Here is a 20,813-nt window from a genome sequence, read left to right on the forward strand (position 1 = left end):
TTCCGGATCAGAGAACGTCGAAAACGCGACAGCCGGACCCGCGTGCGCGACGCGGATCGAAAGAGTGGGCTGTCGGGAACGTGCGCGGGCCTTCAGGCGCCGGCGCGGACGGCTGGCTGGATCAGCTGAGCCGTGAGACCACGTTCGGGAAGGCGGACTGCATTCGGAACATCAGCACCTCCCTGAAGTGAATGGTTGAAAAGGCGTCGAAAAGACGTGGGGCGATTCTATCAGCAGTCGCAAGGCGGCTGCAATGTCTGACGAATGCCGCGTAGCCGCGCCGATACGGGCGTCCGCATCGATTAAACTGCGTGGCTGCGCGCCGTGCGAAGGCCGGACGACGGCCCGGCGCGCGCCGGCCCAAGCGGCCGCCAAACGCAGATTCGCAGATTCACGAAACATTCCTGGGGAAACGATGAGCGACGTTCAGCAAGGCATTCTGGCTCCGATCGATGCGGCGGCCCGATACCTCACTTTCACGATTTCCAGCAAAGACAACGTCGCGGCGGCGCTTGCCGCGCTGCGCGAGGTCGTCGACGGGCGCGAGACGGTCGTCGGCTTCGGCCATTCGCTCGCGTCGGGCCTGGGCCGCTCGATCGCGGGCCTGACCGAGTTTCCGGCCTTCACGGTGCAGGACCGGCCGCTGCCGGCGACGCCGGCCGACGTGTGGGTCTGGCTGCGCTCCGACGATCGCGGCGAGATCACGCTGCGCGCGCGGGCGATCGAGCGGCTGCTCGCGCCTGCGTTCGCGCTGCAGGACGCGGTCGATGCATTCCGCTACGCGAACGATCGCGACCTGTCCGGCTATGAGGACGGCACCGAGAACCCGACCGGCGACGACGCGCTTGCCGCGGCGATCGTGTCCGGGCAGGGCGCGGGGCTGGACGGCTCGAGCTTCGTCGCGGTCCAGCAGTGGCTGCACGACTTCGACCGGATGGAGCGCATTGCGTCCGACGACATGGACGACATCATCGGGCGCCGCCGCTCGGACAACGAGGAGCTCGACGACGCGCCGGAATTCGCGCACGTGAAGCGCACCGCGCAGGAGAGCTTCGAGCCGGAAGCGTTCATGCTGCGCCGCTCGGCGCCGTGGTCGGACGCGCGCCGCGCGGGGCTGTACTTCGTCGCGTTCGGCCATTCGTTCCGCGCGTTCGACGTGCAGATGCGCCGGATGAGCGGCGCGGACGACGGGATCGTCGACGGGCTGTTCCGCTTCACGCGCCCGCTGACCGGCGCGTATTTCTGGTGCCCGCCGATGAAGGGCGGCAAGCTGGACCTGTCCGCGCTCGGCCTGTAAGCAGCGCGGTAGCAGCGGAGTGAACGGGCGGGCCGCGCATCTTGCGCGGCCCGCCCGTTTCGTTGATGGCGCGAGTTCGCGTGGCGGGTGGTGCGGCGGTGGTTTGGCAGGGCGCGGCCGTGCGCTGCATGGCGCGGCATGATGGCGCAGCCCGGCCCGGCGCGCGTCAGCGCAGCGTGGTCTCGATGCGCGTGCCGCGCTTGATGAACAGCGTCACCGGCGTCTTCTCGCTGATCTCGGCGAGGCGCTGCCGCTGCGCGTCGTCGAGCGGGCCGTCGACGGTCACGACGCGGCGCACGTACTGCAGCCCCTCGCGGTCGGCGTGCAGCTCGGCGCGCACGTCGATGCGCGCGGCCGGCCACGCCTTGCGCTGCAGGTACATCCGCAGCGTCGCGGCCGTGCATTGCGCGAGCCCGGCCAGCACCAGTTCGAACGGCGCCGGCCCCACGCCCTGGCCGCCTTCGCGCGGCGCCTCGTCGCCGGTCAGCGCATGCGAGCCGGCTTGCAACTGGACGACGTAGTCAGGGGCGTCGGCGGCGAGCGTGGCGGCAGCGTGGATGAGCGACATGGCGAGTCTCCAAAGATCGGGATGGGAACGGCCGCGACGCGGCGCGGCAAAGGGCTCGTCAGCATACCGTCTCAGCCGACATCGCGTGCGCAGCGTGCTGCGGGGAGAGCGGGTCGCGATCGCCGGGGGCGTCGAGTGCTGTGGGCGTATCGGGACATCGGAGACATCGGAGGCGTCGGAGGCGTCGAGCACATCGACCGCATCAGCGTATCAAGCACATCAACCGCGTCGAGCACACCGGACACATCAAAAGCACTGACCGCGTCAACCGCCCAAGCAGCGCCACGCAGCGCTACACAGCACCCCCCGCAATTTCCCGCACCAACCCCGCGACCCGCGCGCGCACCCACTGATGCGCCCGGTCGGTCTCGCGCGATTCATGCCAGTACGCGAGGATCGGAAACGGCTTGAGCCGCAGCGGCAGCGGCTGCACCGCGATCGGCAGCATGGTCGCGATGCGCAGCGCATACGTGCGCGGCAGCGTCAGCAGCAGGTCGCCGGCCGCCGCGATCTGGCACGCGGCGAAGTAGTGCTGGCAAATCAGCTGGATGTGACGGAAGCGCCCGTCGTTGCCGAGCAGCACGTCGAGCGATTGCGGCTCTCCGAGCGACGACACGGCGACGTGCCGCGCCGTGAAGTAGCCGTTGCGCCGCAGCGGCCCGCGCATCAGCGGATGATCGTGCCGCATCGCGACGACGAGCGAGTCGTCGAGCAGATGCTCGGTCGCGATGCGCGGGCCGGTCTGCACGCGGCGATCGACGACCAGATCGAGATTGCCCGACGCGAGTTCGCGTTCGATCTCCGACAGCGCGACGCGGCGGCTCACGAACCGCAGGCCCGGCGCGTCGCTCGCGAACGCCGCGACGATTTGCGGCAGCGCGATCGATTCGAGCACGTCGCGAATGCCGATCGCGATGCTCAGCTCGAGCGTCGCCGGATCGAACGCCGACGGATCGCGCGCCGCGCGCTGCAGGCCCGCGACGTGCAGTTGCACGTCGGCGATGACCGCGCGCGTGCGTTCGGTCGGCACGACGCGGTTGCCCTGCCGCACGAACAGCGGATCGTCGAAATGCGCGCGCAACCGGTTCAGCGCGTGCGTGACGGCCGGCTGCGTCAGGTGCAACGCACGCGCGGCCGCGCCGATCCCGCCATGCACGTAGACGGCGTCGAGCACGCGGAACAGGTTCAGGTCGAGACGATGATCGGCGGGCAAGGACGAGCTCGGCGAAGAGGGCGGTGCAGCGATTCTAAAGGATGCGGCGGCAACCCAAGCGCACCCGCGCATGCGCCGGCCGGCCCGGCGGCGCGCCGTTTGCCGCGCCGTCACGCGGCACAGCCTGTATCAATCCGCCATCATGATGTCGCGGTCGGCCACCGGCGCGCGGGAATCGGATCGTTCGGCTACGATGCCGTCGCTTCATATTTCGAGATAGCCGTCCTGTCGCACGCATCCACACCAAATATAAGCCTGACAGTTCGACGGTATCGGCAGAAGTCGAAACAGTCCGGGGGCCTTGCCAGTGCAAGCAGCAGATCAGCGGTGCGTAGTTGTCTATTTGAGTACGGGGTTTTCGTTGGCGCAGGCCGCGCGTCTCGGCGAGGCTTTCAATCTGGCGAATCGCCTGCAGCCGCTCGGCGCGGATTATGAGGTGAAGTACGTGTCCGAAAGCGGCGGGTTGCTGCAGTCGTCGTCCGGCGTGAGGATCGCCGCCGACGCATTCGACGACGAGCACGGCCGCAGCGCGTATGCATTCCTGCATCTTCATGGCGAGCGCGTGACGATCAACTGGGACGCCGCCTTGCAGCAGCGCCTCGGCAACGTCCGTCGCCAGGCGCGCTGGATCGCCGACGCGGTCGATCTGCCGGGCCTCGCCGCGGCGCCGCCGCTCATGCACGCGGCGCGCGCGCAGGCGGCCGACGGCACGCGCCGGCCGGCCGCGACGATCGAGCCGCCGGCCGGCGCCGTCGACGTGTTCGCGGTCGTGCTCGACATGTTCCGCGCCGATCTCGGCGACGGCGCCGCGCAGCAGATTGCCGACAACTTCATGCGTCCGGTCGAGCAACGCTATACGCAGTCGATGTGGGCGATCCGGGAACTGAGCGCCAGCCCGTCGATCCGGATGTCCGCGCAACGGCTGCGCACGCTCAGCGCGAACCGCATCTCGATCGCCGACGTCGCGCGCACGGCCGCGATGAGCGAGCGCAATTTCCTGCGGCGCTTCAAGAAGGAAGTCGGCGTGACGCCGACGGAATTCGTCCTGCATGTGCGCCTCGAGCGTGCGTGTCACATGCTCGTTCATACGAGCCTGCCGGCCGACAAGGTCGCCCGGCGCATCGGGCTGGGCAGCGGCGAGCGCATGGCGAAGCTGTTTCGCCAGCGCCTGTCGATGTCGCCGACCGAATACCGCATCGCCGAGCGCGAGCGGCTGCTGATCGACGGCGCGCAGCAGCCCGAGGCGCGCGCCGAATCCCGGCCCGCGCAAGCGGCCGGCGACTGGGCCGGCCCGGCGGCGCACGCACACCTGCGGTAAAAAGCGGGGGGTGACCGTAAAATGGCCGGGTTGCCCATCCGATCGCCCGTGTCCATGCCCTTTTTTCCCACCACCGCCACCGCCCCGTTCTGCCCGTCGGAAGTGAAGGGCAGCATCACGATCGACGCCCGCGCGTCGCGGCTGACGAAGCTCAGGCGCTTCTTCGGCCCCGGCCTGCTCGTCGCGATCGGCTACATGGACCCCGGCAACTGGGCCACCGACATCCAGGCCGGCTCGCAGTTCGGCTATTCGCTGCTATGGGTCGTCGCGTTCTCCAGCCTCGCCGCGATCTTCCTGCAGATGCTCGCCGCGCGCCTTGGGCTCGTCGCCGGCAAGGATCTCGCGCAGGCCAGCTACGACCGCTACGGCCCGTTCGGCCGCGTCGTCCAGTGGGTGACCGCCGAGGTGTCGATCGTCGCGTGCGACATCGCCGAGGTGCTCGGCTGCGCGCTCGCGTTCAAGCTGCTGCTCGGCGTGCCGGTCGCGTGGGGGATCGTGCTGACCGCGCTCGACACGATGATCGTGCTCGGCCTGCAGGGCAAGGGCTTCCGCCAGATCGAGGCGATCGTGCTCGGGCTGATCGGCACGATGGCGTTCTGCTTCGTCGCGCAGGTCACGATGATGCCGCCCGACTGGCACGCGGTGTTCAACGGGCTCGTGCCCGGCGATCCGGGCCACGACCGCAAGGACGCGATCGTGCTCGCGCTCGGCATCGTCGGCGCGACGATCATGCCGCACAACCTGTACCTGCATTCGTCGGTCGTGCAGACGCGGCGCGTCGTCGGCGGCGCGCGCGGCACGATCCGCGACACGCTCGCGCTCGTGCGCATCGATACCTGCGTATCGCTGTTCGTCGCGATGCTCGTCAACGCGGCGATCCTGATTCTCGCGGGCGCGGCGTTCCACGCGACCGGCCGCACCGACGTCGCCGACATCGAGCAGGCGTACCGGCTCATCGCGCCGATCGTCGGCGGGGCGGCGGCGCTGCTGTTCGGCATCGCGCTGCTCGCGTCCGGGCAAAGCTCGACGCTCACGGGCACGATCGCGGGCCAGGTGATCATGGACGGCTTCCTGCACATGAAGATCCCGTGCTACCAGCGCCGGCTGATCACGCGCGGGCTCGCGCTGATTCCCGCGCTGATCGGCGTGCTGTGGCTCGGCGACGGCTCGGTCGGCCGGCTGCTCGTCTGGAGCCAGGTGCTGCTGAGCCTGCAGCTGCCGTTCGCGATGTGGCCGCTGATCCGCTCGGTCAGCGATCGCGCGGCGATGGGCGAGCACGCGATCGGGCGCGGAATGCAGGTGGCCGCGTGGGCGCTGTTCGCGGTCATCACCGGCACGAACCTGCTGCTGATCACGGGCGTCGCCGGGTGAGCGCGGGCGGGGCGGCTGGGTGTGCGCTGCTTCGCCGGTCATGAACGCGGCCCATGACTGGCCATAACGAATATTCATTTCATCGATCTGCGGCGTTCGCGTACGCCGGCCGTGCGTTTGCCGCCGGGCGCACGCTGCGCAGGGCTGCGGCGGCGCCGGATCATTTACGGGAGTCGGACAGATGACTGTGGTTTCTTCACGCCTCGCAGGCAAGTGCGCGTACATTACCGGCGCGGCAGGCGGCCTCGGCCGCGCGATCGCGCGGCGCATGGTCGAGCAGGGCGCGCGGGTGTTCCTGACGGACGTCGCCGACGCCACGGTGCTCGACGCGTTCGCGCAGGAGCTCAACGCCGGGCATGCCGCGCCGGTCGCGTTCGCCGCGACGCAGGACGTGCGCGACGACGCGCGCTGGCAGGCGCTGCTCGCGCAGGCGAACGACGCGATGGGCGGCCTGTCGGTGCTCGTCAACAACGCGGGCGTCGGCTCGATCGGCGCGCTCGACCAGCTCGAGCTGAAGGAGTGGCGGCGCGTGATGGAGATCAACGTCGAGAGCATCGTGCTCGGCTGCAAGTACGCGCTGCCGTATCTGAGCGCGAGCCGGCCCGCGTCGATCATCAACATCTCGTCGGTCGCCGCGTTCAAGGTCGAGCCCGAATTCACCGCATACAACGCATCGAAGGCGGCGGTCGCGAGCCTCACGAAGTCGGTCGCGATCGATTGCGCGCGCAAGGAGCTCGACGTGCGCTGCAACTCGATCCATCCGGCGTTCATCCGCACGGGGATCGTCGAGCCGCTGTTCCGCCAGCTCGGCGAACGCGACGCGACGCGCCGGCTCGCGCGCGGCATTCCGATGCGTCGGCTCGGTGAACCCGACGACGTCGCGCATGCGGCCGTGTATCTCGCGTCCGACGAGAGCCGCTTCGTGACGGCCGCCGAGCTCGTGATCGACGGCGGCATGTGCGCGGTCTGACGCGCGCGATCCGAACCCAACACCAAAAGGAGGGGAACATCGTGTCGACGCTCGTCAACCGCCAACTGCTGCTGAAGACGCGCCCGGAAGGGCAAGTCGGCCGCGAGCACTTCTCGCTCGTCGAGACGCCAGTGCCGGCGCTCGCCGACGGCGAAATGCTCGTGCGCGTGCTTGTTCTGTCGATGGACCCGACCAACCGCGTGTGGATGAGCGACGTCCCGCAGTACCTGCCGCCCGTCGCGATCGGCGAGGTGATGCGCGCGCTCGGCATCGGGCGCGTCGTCGCGTCGCGCGCCGCCGGGTTCGCGCAAGGCGATCTCGTGCAGGGGCTCGTCGGCTGGCAGGACTATGCGGTCGTGCCGGCTGGAGAGGCCGCGCAGCTCGTCAGGCTGCCCGCACAGGCGGGCCTGCCGCTGCCGACGCTGCTCGGCGCGTGCGGGATGAGCGGGCTGACCGCGTACTACGGCCTGACCGAGATCGCGCCGGTGCAGCCGGGCGAGACGCTCGTCGTATCGGCCGCGGCCGGCTCGGTCGGGTCGATCGCCGGACAGATCGGCAAGATCCGCGGCGCGCGCGTGGTCGGGATCGCGGGCGGGCCGGACAAGTGCCGCTACCTGTCGGAGACGCTCGGCTTCGACGCGGCGGTCGACTACAAGGCCGACGACTTCCGGCAGCAGCTGAAGGCGGCGACGCCGGACGGCGTGCACGTGAACTTCGAGAACGTCGGCGGCGACGTGATGCGCGCGGTGCTGTCACGGATGGTGATCGGCGGGCGCATCGCGCTGTGCGGCACGATCGCGAATTACAACAGCGGCCGCGCGGCCGACGACGTCAGCGTGCTGATCTCGAAGCGCCTGACGATGCGCGGCTTCCTGATCCTCGACTATCGCAACAGCCGCGAAGCCGTGCAGACGCTCGCCGGCTGGCTGCGCGACGGCCGGCTCAAGGCCGAGGAAACCGTCGCCGAGGGGCTCGAAAACGCGCCCGACGTGCTGAACCACCTGTTCGACGGCGATCATCGCGGCAAGCTCGTGCTGCGGGTCGATCCGCACGCGTGACGCGCAGCGTGCGTGCGTAACGGCGTCGTGTCAGCCGTTGCGCGGAACTTCGCTGCGGCTGCTGTGGGTGACGTTGGTGTGTTGGCGAACGAGGCGGCGTGACGTGCGCGTCACGCCGTTTTTTTTCGACTTCGAGCGGGAAAGCGGGGGAGCCGGACGATCACGCACGTACGCCCGATGTTATCGCTGGTACTGCCGCTGCGCGCGTCCACCGGTAGTGCAGCCGGGCGCATCGCATCGGCCAGTAGGGCCGCGTGGTGCGACGACGGCTGCCGGCTCGCGACCTCACGACGACCGGCGCGGCGCCCCCCACGATCGCCCCTCTTCGCCCGCGACCGGCGCACCCCGCGTCATTCCCCCTGTTCGGCGCGCGCGAAGATGTCCCAGCTTGCCATGAACAGCGCGGCAATGAGCGGCCCGATCACGAAGCCGTTGATGCCGAACAGCGCCATTCCGCCGAGCGTCGAGAGCAGCACGACCCAGTCTGGCATCTTGGTGTCCTTGCCGACGAGGATCGGCCGCAGCAGGTTGTCGACGAGCCCGATCACGCCGCCGCAGAACGCGACGAGGATCACGCATTTCCAGATCTCGTCGATCATCAGGAAATAGATGGCGGCCGGCACCCAGACGAGGCCCGCGCCGATCGCGGGCAGCAGCGACAGGAACGCCATCAGCGCGCTCCACAGCACGACGCCCTCGATCCCGAGAATCCAGAAGATCAGCCCGCCCAGCGCGCCCTGCACGAGCGCGACCGCGATGTTGCCCTTCACGGTTGCGCGCACAACCGTCGTGAACTTCGACAGCAGCAGGTGCTTGTGCTCGTCGTCGAGCGGCAGCGCACGGCGCACGCGGCGGCCGATCTCGCCGCCGTCGCGCAGCAGGAAGAACACCATGTACAGCATCACGCCGAAGCTGATCACGAACTGGAACGTGTTCTGGCCGATGACGAGCGCCTGGGCCGCGACGAACTGGCTGATCTGCGCGGCGCCGTCGGTCAGCTTCTTCTGGATGCCGGTGAGGTTGGTCACCCCGTATTTCGCGAGCAGCCGCTGGATCGACGTCGGCAGCGCATGGATGATGTCCTGGTAGTACTGCGTGTAGTTCGGCTGCGCGGTCTTGATCTCCTGGTAGACGTACGCGATTTCCTGCACGAGCGTCGCGGTGACGAACACGAGCGGCAGGATCACGATCAGGATGATCAGGCTCAACGTCAGGAGTGCGGCGAGATTGCGCCGCTTGCCGAAGCGGGCCGCGAGCCAGCGCTGGACCGGCTGGAACAGGATCGCCAGGATGGTGCCCCAGAAGACCGCGCCGAAGAACGGCGTGAGAATCCAGCAGAGTCCGACGGTGACGACGAACAGGAGCAGATAGAAGAATTTTTGGTGGTCGTTTCCGCTAACCATGGTGGCAACCGCGTGAGGGTGAAATCCGTCGGCCCGGCGCGTGTCCGGGACGGCCCGAACCGGAGTATGCCCGCAAAGGCGCGGAAGTCATAGTTGCCGCGGACGGCGCGCGCATGAAAACGCCGCGGGCGAAGCCAGCGGCGCTGGAGGAGCGACGCGGGTGCGGCGCGCGGCCGCCCGGCGTCAGAGGTTGAGCTTCGTGACCTTCGTGCCGTTCACCGACAGGTCGCCCATCAGGCCGGCATTGGTCAGCACCAGCACCTGGACAGGCGCGGTGGCCGTATTGGTGTCGACCGCGCCGTTCGCGCCGACCTTGACGACCGCGACCGACGCGTCGGCGCCTGCCGACCAGCCGTCCGCCTTGCGGAACGAGTCGAGCGAATCCTGCGTCATGAACAGGAACACGATCGCCTTCGACTGCGCGCCGGCCTGAAGGCCGACCGACAGCGACGACGTGTTGTAGTAGCCGATCGTGCTGCCGCCGACGCGCAGCGCGCCGTTGCCGGACTGGCCGCCGATGATGAGGCCCGCCTGCAGCACGTTCGGGAACACGAGAACGCCGCGCGATTTCGCGACGAGCTCACGCGAGCCCGGCACCGTCGAATAGAGGCGCGACAGCGTCGCGTTGACGCTCGCGTCGATCGATTCGCGCTTCGACGCGTTCGCCGCGGCGGGCGGGTTCCTGTCGGGGGTGGTGGTGCAGCCGGCGAGGGTGAGACTGCCGAGCATGACGGCCGCGGCGGCTTTCAGTGCGAGGGACTTCTGCATGGCGATTCTCCTTCGTTGTCGGGTTGAGGACGAGCGGGACGAGCAGCCCGGTTCAGCGGCGGGCAAGGAGCAGGCCCACCACGAATGCGAGGCCGGCGACGGCGCCCGCGGTCCGCCACGGGTTGTCGTGCACGACCTGCGACACGCGCTCGGCGGAATCGCGCAGCCGGGCGGCCGCGGATTGCGATGCGACGTCGAGCGTGCTGCGCGCTTCGTCGAGACGCGACTGCACGCGCTTGCGCAACGCGGCGATGTCGCCGTCTCCATCGTTCTTCAATAAATCCTCGAGTTCGTCGAAGAGTTCGCGCAGATCGTCCTGCATATCCGCGTTCAGGTTACGCGCAGCGGAACGGGTGCTGCGCCCCACGCGGCGTCCGGTGCGGCGGATGTCGGACAGGCCGCGGTCAAGCTTGTGTTCGAGCGAGTCGGTGAGCGCCATGATGTTCATCCTCCTTCGATTTGATTTACACGCCACTTTGAAGATAAAACGAAACCCAGCATCCGATGAGATTCATATCGTTCGATTGAGTTTCGATACAAACTTTCAATTCGTCGGCGAGCTTCCCTGAGCGCCTTGCGCCACGCGGGCGGGACGGCGGTTAAAAAATGTCGCGATCGGTCGCGGCGGCGTAGCGGACGTCAGCGATGAAGCGATCGTCCGGTAAATATGGCCCGCCGCGATGGACCCGGTAAATAGTGCCGTTGCACGCATGGTGCTGATGCAATTGCACTAATCGACGCTGATGCGTGCAGCAGGTTGCGTGCCTGCTGTTGGGGTGGTCCCGCTATGCCACGGCCCGTGGCGCGTAACGCGTGGTCGCGCGCTGCCGTTCGTTGTGCAGGCGTGCGTAACGCGTCGCTCGTTGCGTGCCGGTTTTGTAATCCGGGCAAGGCCGGCGATGCAACGGCAGAATGCGCGCGCGGAGAGCGGGCTGGCCGGTGGGGCGTCGCACGGGCGGCGTGTCGAGTAGTGCGCATCACGTCGATCCGTTTGCCGCAGCAAAATCCGGACGCCAGCCACGCCGGTTGAAGGCAAAATCGCTTGCAGCGTGAGAAATCGCCATTGGAGCCGCGCCGGTCGCCGCGCGCGGCAGCGGCTGCTACGCTTTGCATCCGCCGCGTCATTCCGGCCCGCGCGTTCAATACTGCGTACGGCCGCCACGGGAGAGCACGATGTCCTACATGCTGTTGATTGTCGAACCGACCGGCCAGCGCGCCGGGCGCACGCTCGCAGAAGGGCAGTCGCTCTACGCGCGGATGCAGGATTTCGCGCAGGGCCTGAAGGCGCGCGGCGTGCTGCGCGCGGTCGAGTCGCTCGAAACGTCGGAGCGCGGCACGCGCGTGCAGGTGCGCGACGGCGAGACGCGCCTGATCGACGGGCCGTTCGCGGAGGCGAAGGAGATGGTCGGCGGCTTCTTCCTCGTCGACGTCGACACGCACGCGGAAGCGGTCGAGATCGCGCGCCAGTGCCCTGCCGCGCAGTGGTGCACGGTCGAGGTGCGTGCGGTTGGCCCGTGTTTCCTGTGACGAGCGCCGCGTCGGTATTTACCCTGATTCGGCGTGCAACACGTCGATCCGTCCGCGTGCGGCGCGTCGTAGGGTCAAGGCGCCGATGAGCGGCTGCCTTTTCCACCGATGACAAGGAGCGAACGATGCGATTCATGATCATGATCCGGGCGAACGCCGTCAGCGAATCCGACGCATTGCCGGACAACCGGCTGGTCGAGGCGATGACGGTCTATCACGAGGAACTGGCGAAGGCCGGCGTGCTGCTCGATGCGAACGGCCTGCGGCCGAGCGCGCGCGGCTGGCGCGTGCGTTACACCGGCGGCAAGGGCACGGTGGTCGACGGCCCGTTCGCGGAAACGAAGGAACTGATCGCCGGCTACACGCTGATCCAGGTGCGCTCGCGCGACGAGGCGCTCGAATGGACGCGCCGCTTCCCCGCGCCGTTCGGCGCGGAGATGGACTGCGAGATCGAGGTGCGCCAGCTGTTCGAGCTGGACGATCTCACGCCGAGCGACGCGGTCGAGCGGTTCCGCGAGCTGAACGTCGGGCACGGCCGCGGCGTTTGATTCCACGTCGTCGGGTGATCGCCATGGACGACATGACCTTCATCGCTTTGCCGGCGGCGCGGGGCGAACGCGTGGCGGCGTTCGATGGTGCGTTCGGTTGCGTGTCGGGCGCTGGGGGCTTGGGGGCTCCGAAGGCAGTGCTGACCATGAGGACTGCGAGGAGCGTGAGGACAGCGCCGCCCGTAAGGACAGTGCCGAGCGCATGGACCGTGAGGACCACGGCGACCACGGCGACCATCGCGGCCACCGCGGCCACCGCGACTACCGCGACTACCGCGACTACCGCGACTACCGCGACTACCGCGACTACCGCGACTACCGCGGCCACCGCGGCCACCGCGACCACCGCGACCACCGCGACCACCGCGACCACCGCGACCATCGCGACCATCGCGACCATCGCGCCCCGGCCACCCACCCCCGCCCAAGGACTCTCGGCGTGACCCGCGAGGCGACCGATCGTGCGATCGAGGCCGTCTGGCGGATCGAGGCGCCGAAGATCATCGCGCGGGCCGCGCGCGTGGTGCGTGACGTGGGCGTTGCGGAGGAGCTGGCGCAGGACACGCTCGTCGCGGCGCTCGAGCACTGGCCCGTCGACGGCGTGCCGGACAACCCGGCCGCGTGGCTGATGACGGCCGTGAAGCGCCGCGCGCTCGACCGGGTCCGCCAGGAATCGCTGCATGCGGCGAAGCGCGACCAGCTCGGCCGCGAGTTCGACGCGCTCGGCGCGCACGTGGTGCCCGACATCGCGGAGGCGCTCGCCGATGCGCAGCACGACGACATCGGCGACGACCTGCTGCGGCTGATCTTCACCGCATGCCATCCGGTGCTGTCGACCGACGCGCGCGTCGCGTTGACGCTGCGGCTGCTCGGCGGGCTGACGACGGACGAGATCGCGCGCGCGTTCCTCGCGCCGGAGCCGACGATCGCGCAGCGGATCGTGCGCGCGAAGCGCACGCTCGCGGCGGCGCACGTGCCGTTCGAGGTGCCGGCGGCCGATGCGCGGCCGGCGCGGCTCGCGTCGGTGCTCGAGGTGATCTACCTGATCTTCAACGAAGGCTACGCGGCGACCGCCGGCGACGACTGGATGCGTCCCGCGCTGTGCGACGAGGCGCTGCGGCTCGGCCGCGTGCTCGCGGGGCTCGCGCCGGACGACAGCGAGGTGTTCGGCCTCGTCGCGCTGATGGAGCTGCAGGCGTCGCGCATGCATGCGCGCACCGACGCGCAGGGCCGCCCGGTGCTGCTGCTCGAGCAGGATCGCAGCCGCTGGGATCCGCTGCTGATCCGGCGCGGCCTCGCGGCGCTCGAACGCGCGACGAAGCTCGGCGGCGTGCGCGGGCCGTATGCGCTGCAGGCGGCGCTGGCGGCCTGTCATGCCCGTGCGCGGCAGGCGTCGGAAACCGACTGGGCGCAGATCGTCGCGCTGTACGACGCGCTCGCGGAGGTCGCGCCGTCGCCCGTCGTCGAGCTGAATCGCGCGGTGGCGGTGGGCATGGCGTTCGGACCGGCCGCGGGGCTCGAGCTCGTCGACGCGCTGCGCGATGACCCGTCGCTCGCGCGCTATCACTGGCTGCCGAGCGTGCGCGGCGACCTGCTCGCGAAGCTCGGGCGCACCGACGAGGCGAAGGCTGAATTCCGCCGTGCGGCGGAATTGACCCGCAACGCGCGCGAACGCGAATTGCTGCTCGGACGCGCGGCGGATGCATGACTTGCGGTTGCCCCATGTCGTGCACGCGACGCCACCGCGCATCGCCGCGCCCCGCGAGCAACAGCGCGTGACAGGCGAAGCGGCGCGCGACATTCAGACGTTCCATCCGGGCATTCGTACGCAACGTCAACTGCGCTATGCCGCCGCTCGCGCCGTGCGATCCCGTCGGCGTCGCGGCGAAGCGGGCTGCAAGCATGGCGCTGTCGAAGCGCTTGCGCGCGCAACGGCATGGTGCCGCGCGCAGGCCGACGCATGACGCATATGTATATGTATTAGCTGCCGGTGACGTTCCGATCGACGCCGCGATGCGTGCGACGGGACCAGCATCGTGTCGGCCGCTGAACCATATGCTCTCGCGGCATCGCGACGTTGTGCCGAAGACTGCATTGCGTGGACCCGGCGCGAAGTGATGCCGGCTGCCGTGCGATCCGCGCGCGCATGGCTTCAACCATCTGGCTGCCGACACGCATGTCACTCATGCCCGATACGCGCATGAGCCGTGTGTTCCGCGTCCGTCCCATTCGGCATGAAGCCCCACCCGGTTGCCGGCCCGCCACCGCAATCCGGCCGCTCAATTTGCACACCAGGAAACAACATGCATTGCGCGTCAACCCCGCTTTTCACGACTCGCAGAGAAACAATAAAAAGATTGTGCGCAAAGATAATTCCATTTCGGCCAATTTGAATGATTTACCGATCCGAAAATATCTTGTTACGAATTTTCCGTGAATTACCGATTTTGGCCGCCACGTGCCGAGTTTGTTACCGCGTCAGGGTCGGAGCACCCGCTGCGCCATACCGGGCGGACCTGCCGTATCGCCCGCACAGCCCCGCCGGACGGGGCTTCCCAGCACGCTGCATAAGGATCGATCAAAAAAATTCAAGCATAAATGGTTTGCGCATCCTTGGCAGGTTGTTTCATTGCGTAACATAAAGTCATTGTCATATTGAGATAAACCCTAGGGATGGTATGCTTCGTCCACAAAATTTTCCGCAATGGAGTGAGACCGGGATCCGTGCGCCATTGCCGGGAATGGCGGCACCGTTGAAGGGCGGTGCCGCGCCGGCATGCACAACATTCGGATAAACATAATGTGCAACCGGGCCGCCGCGTCACGCGATGCGTGACGCGGCGGCGACAATCGCAGCCCGGCCTGGCTGCGTGGAGAGATCTACTATGTTCTTCGATGAGCTAAACGATGAAGAGTGGGTTCGTCTTTCGACGCTGATCGCCGATGAACCGATTCGGCTGAATCGTCGTGGCCGTCCGCGCGCGGAACCGCGCGTTGTCGCCAATGCGGTGCTCTGGATCCTGACGACCGGCGAGGCGTGGTCCAAGCTGCCCGGCCGCTATCCGTCCGGGCCCACGTGTCGCCGCCGCTACGAGGAGTGGCTCGCGAACGGGACGCTGCTGCAGATGATCGACGTGCTGACCCAGTTCAGCGGCCGCACGTTCGCGTACGTCCCGCCGCCGCCGGTGCCGGTCACGCCCGCGCGCCGCGCCGAACCCGCGCCGGACAACGACCGCCTGCGCGGCGTGTTCTGGCAAAACCCGGAATCGTGGCAACTACCGGTTGCGCGCGCAAACGTTTGGGATGGCGAAGGTGCGATGGCGCTGGCCACGATGTCGAGCGACGCCGCCGTCGAATCGGCGCGTGCGTCCGCATCGCCGTTCACCGTGCCGGGCGCACGCCCGGCCGGGCTGCGTCAGGGCCGGCCGTCCGCCGCGAGCTTCGCGTCGGCCGAGCCGCAAGTGGACACGTATCGCGGCTATACGGTCTACGGCATCGCGCAGCCGGTGCAGAACCTGATGTATCGCGCATGGGCGGAGATCGTGCACGACGAGCGACGCGTCGAGCGTTCCGGCCTGATCGGCCCGCGTTTCACCGACGCCGAGGAAGCGGAGCAGTATGCGCTCGAATGGGCGCGGCAGTGGATCGACCGGCACGGCGCGAGCGACGAGCCGGCGCGCGCGCCGCAGAGCGCGCAGGTGCTTGCCGGGCTGTCCGCGCTCGCGCGGGCGGAGTCGGACATCAAGCGCTTCATCGCCGAGCGTCGCGGCGCCGCGCTGGCCGAAGGCCGCAACGATCCCGTGCAGCCCGATCGCCGCGAGTACGCGTATCGCGTGGGTTGATCGCGGTCCTGACCAAAAAGCGGGCGCCGTGTGTCACACGGCGCCCGCTTTTTTTGTGGTCCTCGAGCGCAACGTTGCCTGCCGGGCGCGCCATTGAAGCGAAGCCGCGCGCCCGGCAGGCGTTGCGTCATTGGCGTCCGTAGGTATCGTCGAAGCGCACGATGTCGTCCTCGCCGAGGTACGAGCCCGATTGCACCTCGATCAGCTCGAGCGGCATCTTGCCCGGGTTTTCCAGCCGATGCGACACGCCGAGCGGGATGTACGTCGATTCGTTTTCCGACAGCAGGAACGTGTCGTCGCCGCGCGTGATGCGCGCGGTGCCGCGCACGACGATCCAGTGCTCGGCGCGGTGGTGATGCATCTGCAGCGACAGCCGCGCGCCGGGCTTCACGACGATGCGCTTCACCTGGAACCGCTCGCCCGTGTCGACCGAATCGTAATGGCCCCACGGGCGATGCACCTTGCGGTGGTCGGTCGCTTCCGCGCCGCGCGCCGCCTTGATGCGGCCGACGATCTTCTTCACGTCCTGCACGCGCGATTTGTCGGCGACGAGCACCGCGTCGGGCGTCTCGACGACGACGAGGTTCTGCGTGCCGACGCAGGCGACGAGCCGGCCTTCCGAATGCGCGAACGTGGAGGCGGCATCCTCGAACAGCACGTGGCCGCGGCCGACGTTGTCGGCGTCGTCCTTCGGCAGGATCTGCCAGATCGCGTCCCACGAGCCGACGTCCGACCAGCCCGCGTCGAGCGGCACGACGACGCTCTCGCACACCGGCTGCTCGGCCGCGAGCGGCTCCATCACCGCGTAGTCGATCGAGTTGGACGGCGACGCGGCGAACGCGTCGCGATCGACGCGGAAGAAGTCGCCGTCGGCCTTGCCTTGCGCGACCGCCTGTTCGCAGGCCGCGTAGATCGCCGGCTCGAAATGGCGGATCGCTTTCAGCCACACCGACGCGCGCACGATGAAGATCCCGCTGTTCCACCAGTACTCGCCGGATGCGACGTACTGCTGCGCGAGCTCGAGATGCGGCTTCTCGACGAAGCGGTCGAGGCGCCGCACGTCGAGATCGCCGGATGCGTCGCCGCCGAGCGGGGCGCCGACGCGGATGTAGCCGTAGCCGGTTTCGGCATGGTCCGGCACGATGCCCATCGTCGCGATCCTGCCTTGCGCCGCGCAGCGCACGCCGGCGGCGACGGCCGCGTGAAAGCGCGGCAGGTCGGCGACCGCATGGTCGGCCGGCATCACGGTCATCACCGCATCGCCGCTGTCGGCGACGATGCGCAGCGCGGCGAGCGTCAGCGCGGGCGCGGTGTCGCGGCCGAGCGGCTCGAGCACGATCGACGCGCGCTTGCCCGTCAGGCGCAACTGTTCGGCGGTCGTGAAGCGATGGTCCTCGCCGCAGACGATCAGCACGTCGTCGCTGAGCGGATGGCCGCTCGGCAGGCCGTCGAGGCGGCACGCGGTCGCCTGCAGCAGCGAATGGTCGCCGAGCAGGCCGATCAGCTGTTTCGGATAGTGCTCGCGCGACATCGGCCACAGGCGCGTGCCGGAACCGCCGGCAAGGATCACCGGCTGCACCGCGACGCGCGCGCCGGCAGGCGCGGCGGCGGAAGAAGATTGGCGCGTATCGGCTGTCACGGCCGGAGCATTCATGATCGCACTCCTCGTTTGATGTCAATGCCTGCCGTTGTAGCATGAAGTAAATCGACAATAAAACCGTGGGGGCTCGTTCGATATTCGTCGATCGCCCGTAAGAGAAAAATTTTCCGGACGCCGGAGGGCGCAAATAAAAAATAAAAAAATAATTCGGAAAATTCGGGTCTGATGCCCGCCCATCATGGCTGGCGTGGCGATTCGGCGGATTCGTGAACATCTTTATCTTTTCTTGATCCGGGAAAAGGTGCCGATATAAATCGGCTTCCGGCGGGCAGGAATTACCGATTAATTTTCGAAATACTTGTGCGCTTGCCGGAGGAATTTTCTTACCTGTTCAATAACGCCATGCAATGTTTGATGCGAATGCGCGGCACGGGCTGCGCAAGGAGCGGTTCGGCAAACGCCTGTCCAGAGAGGAAGCGAACATGTTGAGCGTGCTGGCGAGAATCATCGATATCGCGATGGTCGTGGCGGGAGCCGTGATCGCCGCCGCGCTGCACGACGGGCGCAGCGTATGGCTCGACGATCTGCAACGCACGATGGTGCTGTTCGACTGCGTGCTCGTCGTCGTGTTTTTCCCGGCGTTCGGGATCTACCAGTCGTGGCGCGGCAAGCGGCTGATCGGGCTGATGGGGCGCGTCGCGTTCGCGTGGCTCGTGGTCGAGCTCGCGGGCATCCTGATGAGCTTCAGCTTTCACCAGTCGGGCCAGCTGTCGCGGCTCTGGCTCGGCTACTGGGCGCTCGCGACGATGGGGCTGCTCGCGGCGTCGAAGGCCGGCGTGCATGCGGTGCTGCGGCAACTGCGGCGCGGCGGCTACAACCACCGCGCGGTTGCGCTGGTCGGCGGCGCACCCGCGACGCGGCGGCTGATCGCGCAGATGCGCGCACGGCCGGAGGCCGGCTTCAATCCGGTGTGCGTATACGACGAAAGCGCGTCGCCCGGTGAAGCGATGCGCGACGACGTGGCGATCGAGCGCCGCTTCGACACGCTCGTGCGCCTCGTGCGCAGCCGCGTGATCCGCGAGCTGTGGCTCGCGCTGCCGCTGTCGGAAGAGCCGCAGATCAACCGGATCGTGACGGTGTTCCGCCACGACTTCGTGAACATCCGCTTCATCCCGGACGTGCGCGCCGTGTCGTTCTTCAACCAGGAAGTCGTCGAGCTGCTCGGCGTGCCGGCGATCAACCTCGCGGCGTCGCCGATCACCGACGTGCGGATCCTGCCGAAGTTCGTGTTCGACCGGCTGTTCGCGCTGAACGCGCTCGTGGTGCTCGCGCCCGTGATGCTGCTGATCGCGCTGCTGATCAAGGCGACCTCGCCGGGGCCGGTGTTCTTCCGGCAGAAGCGCAAGGGCATCGACGGCAACGAATTCGAGATCTACAAGTTCCGCTCGATGAAGGTGCACCAGGAGACGGCGGGCAAGGTCACGCAGGCGACCAGGAACGACACGCGGGTGACGCCGGTCGGCCGCTTCCTGCGCCGCACGAGCCTCGACGAGCTGCCGCAGTTCATCAACGTGCTGAAGGGCGAGATGTCCGTCGTCGGCCCGCGCCCGCACGCGCTCGCGCACGACGACATCTACAAGGATCTGGTCAAGGGCTACATGTTCCGCTACCGGATCAAGCCGGGCATCACGGGCTGGGCGCAGATCAACGGCTTTCGCGGCGAGACCGACCAGATCGAGAAGATGATGGGGCGCGTGAAGCTCGATCTCTACTACATGCAGAACTGGTCGTTCTGGCTCGACATCAAGATCGTCGCGCTGACGCTCTGGAAAGGCTTCACCGGCAGCAACGCGTATTGAGCGGGCAGGCTGCCCGCCCCGAATTTCGAATCACTGGTCAAGAGGTCGACACATCATGAATCTGACTATCATCGGCAGCGGTTACGTAGGTCTCGTCACCGGCGCCTGTCTCGCCGACATCGGGCACGACGTGTTCTGTCTCGACGTCGATCAGCGCAAGATCGACATCCTCAACGACGGCGGCGTGCCGATCCACGAGCCGGGCCTCAAGGAGATCATCGCGCGCAACCGCTCGGCGGGCCGCCTGCGCTTCTCGACCGACGTCGAGGCCGCGGTCGCGCACGGCGACGTGCAGTTCATCGCGGTCGGCACGCCGCCCGACGAGGACGGTTCTGCCGACCTGCAGTACGTGCTCGCCGCCGCGCGCAACATCGGCCGCTACATGACCGGCTTCAAGGTGATCGTCGACAAGTCGACCGTGCCGGTCGGCACCGCCGAGCGCGTGCGCGCGGCGGTCGCCGACGAGCTCGCGAAGCGCGGCGGCGACCAGATGTTCTCGGTCGTGTCGAACCCGGAATTCCTGAAGGAAGGCGCGGCCGTCGACGATTTCACGCGGCCGGACCGCATCGTGATCGGCTGCGACGACGACGTGCCGGGCGAGCGCGCGCGCGAGCTGATGAAGAAGCTCTACGCGCCGTTCAACCGCAACCACGAGCGCACGCTGTACATGGACGTGCGTTCGGCCGAGTTCACGAAGTACGCGGCGAACGCGATGCTCGCGACCCGCATCTCGTTCATGAACGAGCTCGCGAACCTCGCGGACCGCTTCGGCGCGGACATCGAGGCGGTGCGGCGCGGGATCGGCTCCGATCCGCGCATCGGCTACCACTTCCTGTACGCGGGCTGCGGCTACGGCGGCTCGTGCTTCCCGAAGGACGTCGAGGCGCTGATCCGCACCGCGGACGACCACGGCCAGTCGCTGCAGATCCTGAAGGCGGTGTCGTCGGTGAACGCCGGGCAGAAGCGCGTGCTCGCCGAGAAGATCGTCGCGCGCTTCGGCGAGGACCTGACGGGCCGCACGTTCGGCATCTGGGGCCTCGCGTTCAAGCCGAACACCGACGACATGCGCGAGGCGCCGAGCCGCGCGCTGATCGCCGAGCTGCTGTCGCGCGGCGCGCGCGTCGCCGCCTACGACCCGGTCGCGCAGCGCGAAGCGCAGCGCGTGATCGCGCTCGATCTCGCGAGCCACCCGAGCTGGCTCGAACGCCTCGCGTATGTCGACGACGAATCGCAGGTCGCGCGCGACGCCGATGCGCTCGTGATCGTCACCGAATGGAAGGCGTTCAAGAGCCCGGATTTCACCGCGCTCGGCCGGCTGTGGAAGTCGCCCGTGATCTTCGACGGCCGCAACCTGTACGAGCCCGACGCGATGAGCGAGCAGGGCATCGAATATCACCCGATCGGCCGCCCCGGTTCGCGTCAGGCCGTGGCCGCGCGTGCGCCGGCCGCCGCGCGCGCGAGCGCGTAACGC

General features: G+C 68.1%; 18 protein-coding genes. 12 read left to right on the forward strand and 6 right to left on the reverse strand.

The annotated features are described in order from the left end of the window. The first annotated feature begins 415 nt into the window (after positions 1–415). Entirely contained in the window at positions 416–1,297 is an 882-nt protein-coding gene (locus WJ35_RS22045) for a Dyp-type peroxidase (protein WP_045564543.1), read from the forward strand. Positions 1,298–1,463: 166 nt separating this feature from the next. Here the strand turns inward: WJ35_RS22045 and WJ35_RS22050 are convergent, their stop codons facing one another. Then, entirely contained in the window at positions 1,464–1,865 is a 402-nt protein-coding gene (locus WJ35_RS22050; protein ID WP_069240009.1) for an OsmC family protein, read from the reverse strand. A 292-nt stretch (positions 1,866–2,157) separates the two neighbouring features. Then, positions 2,158–3,078: a LysR family transcriptional regulator gene (locus WJ35_RS22055; protein WP_069240010.1), complete on the reverse strand. Its 921-nt coding sequence runs from the start codon at positions 3,076–3,078 to the stop codon at positions 2,158–2,160. A 436-nt stretch (positions 3,079–3,514) separates the two neighbouring features. Here WJ35_RS22055 and WJ35_RS22060 point away from each other — a divergent pair, with 436 nt between their 5' ends. The 4 genes from WJ35_RS22060 to WJ35_RS22075 all read left to right on the forward strand — a co-directional run bounded on the left by WJ35_RS22060 (position 3,515) and on the right by WJ35_RS22075 (position 7,795). Beyond that, positions 3,515–4,396 carry a helix-turn-helix domain-containing protein gene (locus tag WJ35_RS22060; protein WP_230459747.1) on the forward strand — a complete coding sequence of 294 codons (882 nt, stop codon included), beginning with the start codon at positions 3,515–3,517 and terminating at the stop codon, positions 4,394–4,396. 54 nt (positions 4,397–4,450) lie between these two features. Next, entirely contained in the window at positions 4,451–5,767 is a 1,317-nt protein-coding gene (locus WJ35_RS22065) for an Nramp family divalent metal transporter (protein ID WP_060233775.1), read from the forward strand. Between the two features lie 181 nt (positions 5,768–5,948). Then, positions 5,949–6,737 (forward strand): SDR family oxidoreductase, encoded by a 789-nt coding sequence (locus WJ35_RS22070; protein ID WP_060233777.1) that lies wholly within the window; start codon positions 5,949–5,951, stop codon positions 6,735–6,737. Positions 6,738–6,778: 41 nt separating this feature from the next. Then, positions 6,779–7,795, forward strand: a complete 1,017-nt coding sequence (locus WJ35_RS22075; RefSeq protein ID WP_060233779.1) for an NADP-dependent oxidoreductase — start codon at positions 6,779–6,781, stop codon at positions 7,793–7,795. Between the two features lie 350 nt (positions 7,796–8,145). Here WJ35_RS22075 and WJ35_RS22080 read toward each other — a convergent pair whose 3' ends face one another. The 3 genes from WJ35_RS22080 to WJ35_RS22090 form a co-directional block, all read right to left on the reverse strand. Continuing rightward, entirely contained in the window at positions 8,146–9,198 is a 1,053-nt protein-coding gene (locus WJ35_RS22080; protein ID WP_010089077.1) for an AI-2E family transporter, read from the reverse strand. Between the two features lie 183 nt (positions 9,199–9,381). Next, positions 9,382–9,966, reverse strand: a complete 585-nt coding sequence (locus tag WJ35_RS22085) for a YSC84-related protein (RefSeq protein ID WP_069240011.1) — start codon at positions 9,964–9,966, stop codon at positions 9,382–9,384. A gap of 52 nt (positions 9,967–10,018) precedes the next feature. Continuing rightward, positions 10,019–10,405: a DUF883 family protein gene (locus WJ35_RS22090; RefSeq protein ID WP_069240600.1), complete on the reverse strand. Its 387-nt coding sequence runs from the start codon at positions 10,403–10,405 to the stop codon at positions 10,019–10,021. A gap of 734 nt (positions 10,406–11,139) precedes the next feature. On the opposite strand from WJ35_RS22090, the gene WJ35_RS22095 reads away from it, so the two are divergent. The 5 genes from WJ35_RS22095 to WJ35_RS22115 all read left to right on the forward strand — a co-directional run bounded on the left by WJ35_RS22095 (position 11,140) and on the right by WJ35_RS22115 (position 15,883). After that, the gene (locus tag WJ35_RS22095) at positions 11,140–11,493 is read left to right on the forward strand and encodes a YciI family protein (protein ID WP_069240012.1); all 354 of its coding nucleotides are present in this window, start codon (positions 11,140–11,142) and stop codon (positions 11,491–11,493) included. Between the two features lie 125 nt (positions 11,494–11,618). After that, entirely contained in the window at positions 11,619–12,041 is a 423-nt protein-coding gene (locus WJ35_RS22100; RefSeq protein ID WP_069240013.1) for a YciI family protein, read from the forward strand. A 439-nt stretch (positions 12,042–12,480) separates the two neighbouring features. Beyond that, positions 12,481–13,749 (forward strand): RNA polymerase sigma factor, encoded by a 1,269-nt coding sequence (locus tag WJ35_RS22105; protein ID WP_069240601.1) that lies wholly within the window; start codon positions 12,481–12,483, stop codon positions 13,747–13,749. Positions 13,750–14,187: 438 nt separating this feature from the next. After that, the gene (locus WJ35_RS31515; protein ID WP_155121957.1) at positions 14,188–14,478 is read left to right on the forward strand and encodes a hypothetical protein; all 291 of its coding nucleotides are present in this window, start codon (positions 14,188–14,190) and stop codon (positions 14,476–14,478) included. A gap of 448 nt (positions 14,479–14,926) precedes the next feature. Next, the gene (locus WJ35_RS22115) at positions 14,927–15,883 is read left to right on the forward strand and encodes a transposase (RefSeq protein ID WP_069240014.1); all 957 of its coding nucleotides are present in this window, start codon (positions 14,927–14,929) and stop codon (positions 15,881–15,883) included. Between the two features lie 127 nt (positions 15,884–16,010). Here WJ35_RS22115 and WJ35_RS22120 read toward each other — a convergent pair whose 3' ends face one another. Next, positions 16,011–17,537 (reverse strand): mannose-1-phosphate guanylyltransferase/mannose-6-phosphate isomerase, encoded by a 1,527-nt coding sequence (locus WJ35_RS22120; RefSeq protein ID WP_060233789.1) that lies wholly within the window; start codon positions 17,535–17,537, stop codon positions 16,011–16,013. 428 nt (positions 17,538–17,965) lie between these two features. Here WJ35_RS22120 and WJ35_RS22125 point away from each other — a divergent pair, with 428 nt between their 5' ends. Then, positions 17,966–19,342, forward strand: coding sequence for an undecaprenyl-phosphate glucose phosphotransferase (locus WJ35_RS22125; RefSeq protein WP_010089091.1), 1,377 nt, complete (start codon positions 17,966–17,968; stop codon positions 19,340–19,342). Between the two features lie 55 nt (positions 19,343–19,397). Beyond that, positions 19,398–20,810 (forward strand): UDP-glucose dehydrogenase family protein, encoded by a 1,413-nt coding sequence (locus WJ35_RS22130; protein ID WP_069240015.1) that lies wholly within the window; start codon positions 19,398–19,400, stop codon positions 20,808–20,810. The last annotated feature ends 3 nt before the right edge of the window (positions 20,811–20,813 follow it).

The organism is Burkholderia ubonensis (genome assembly GCF_001718695.1).
In the GTDB taxonomy this organism is placed as follows: Bacteria; Pseudomonadota; Gammaproteobacteria; order Burkholderiales; family Burkholderiaceae; genus Burkholderia; species Burkholderia ubonensis_B.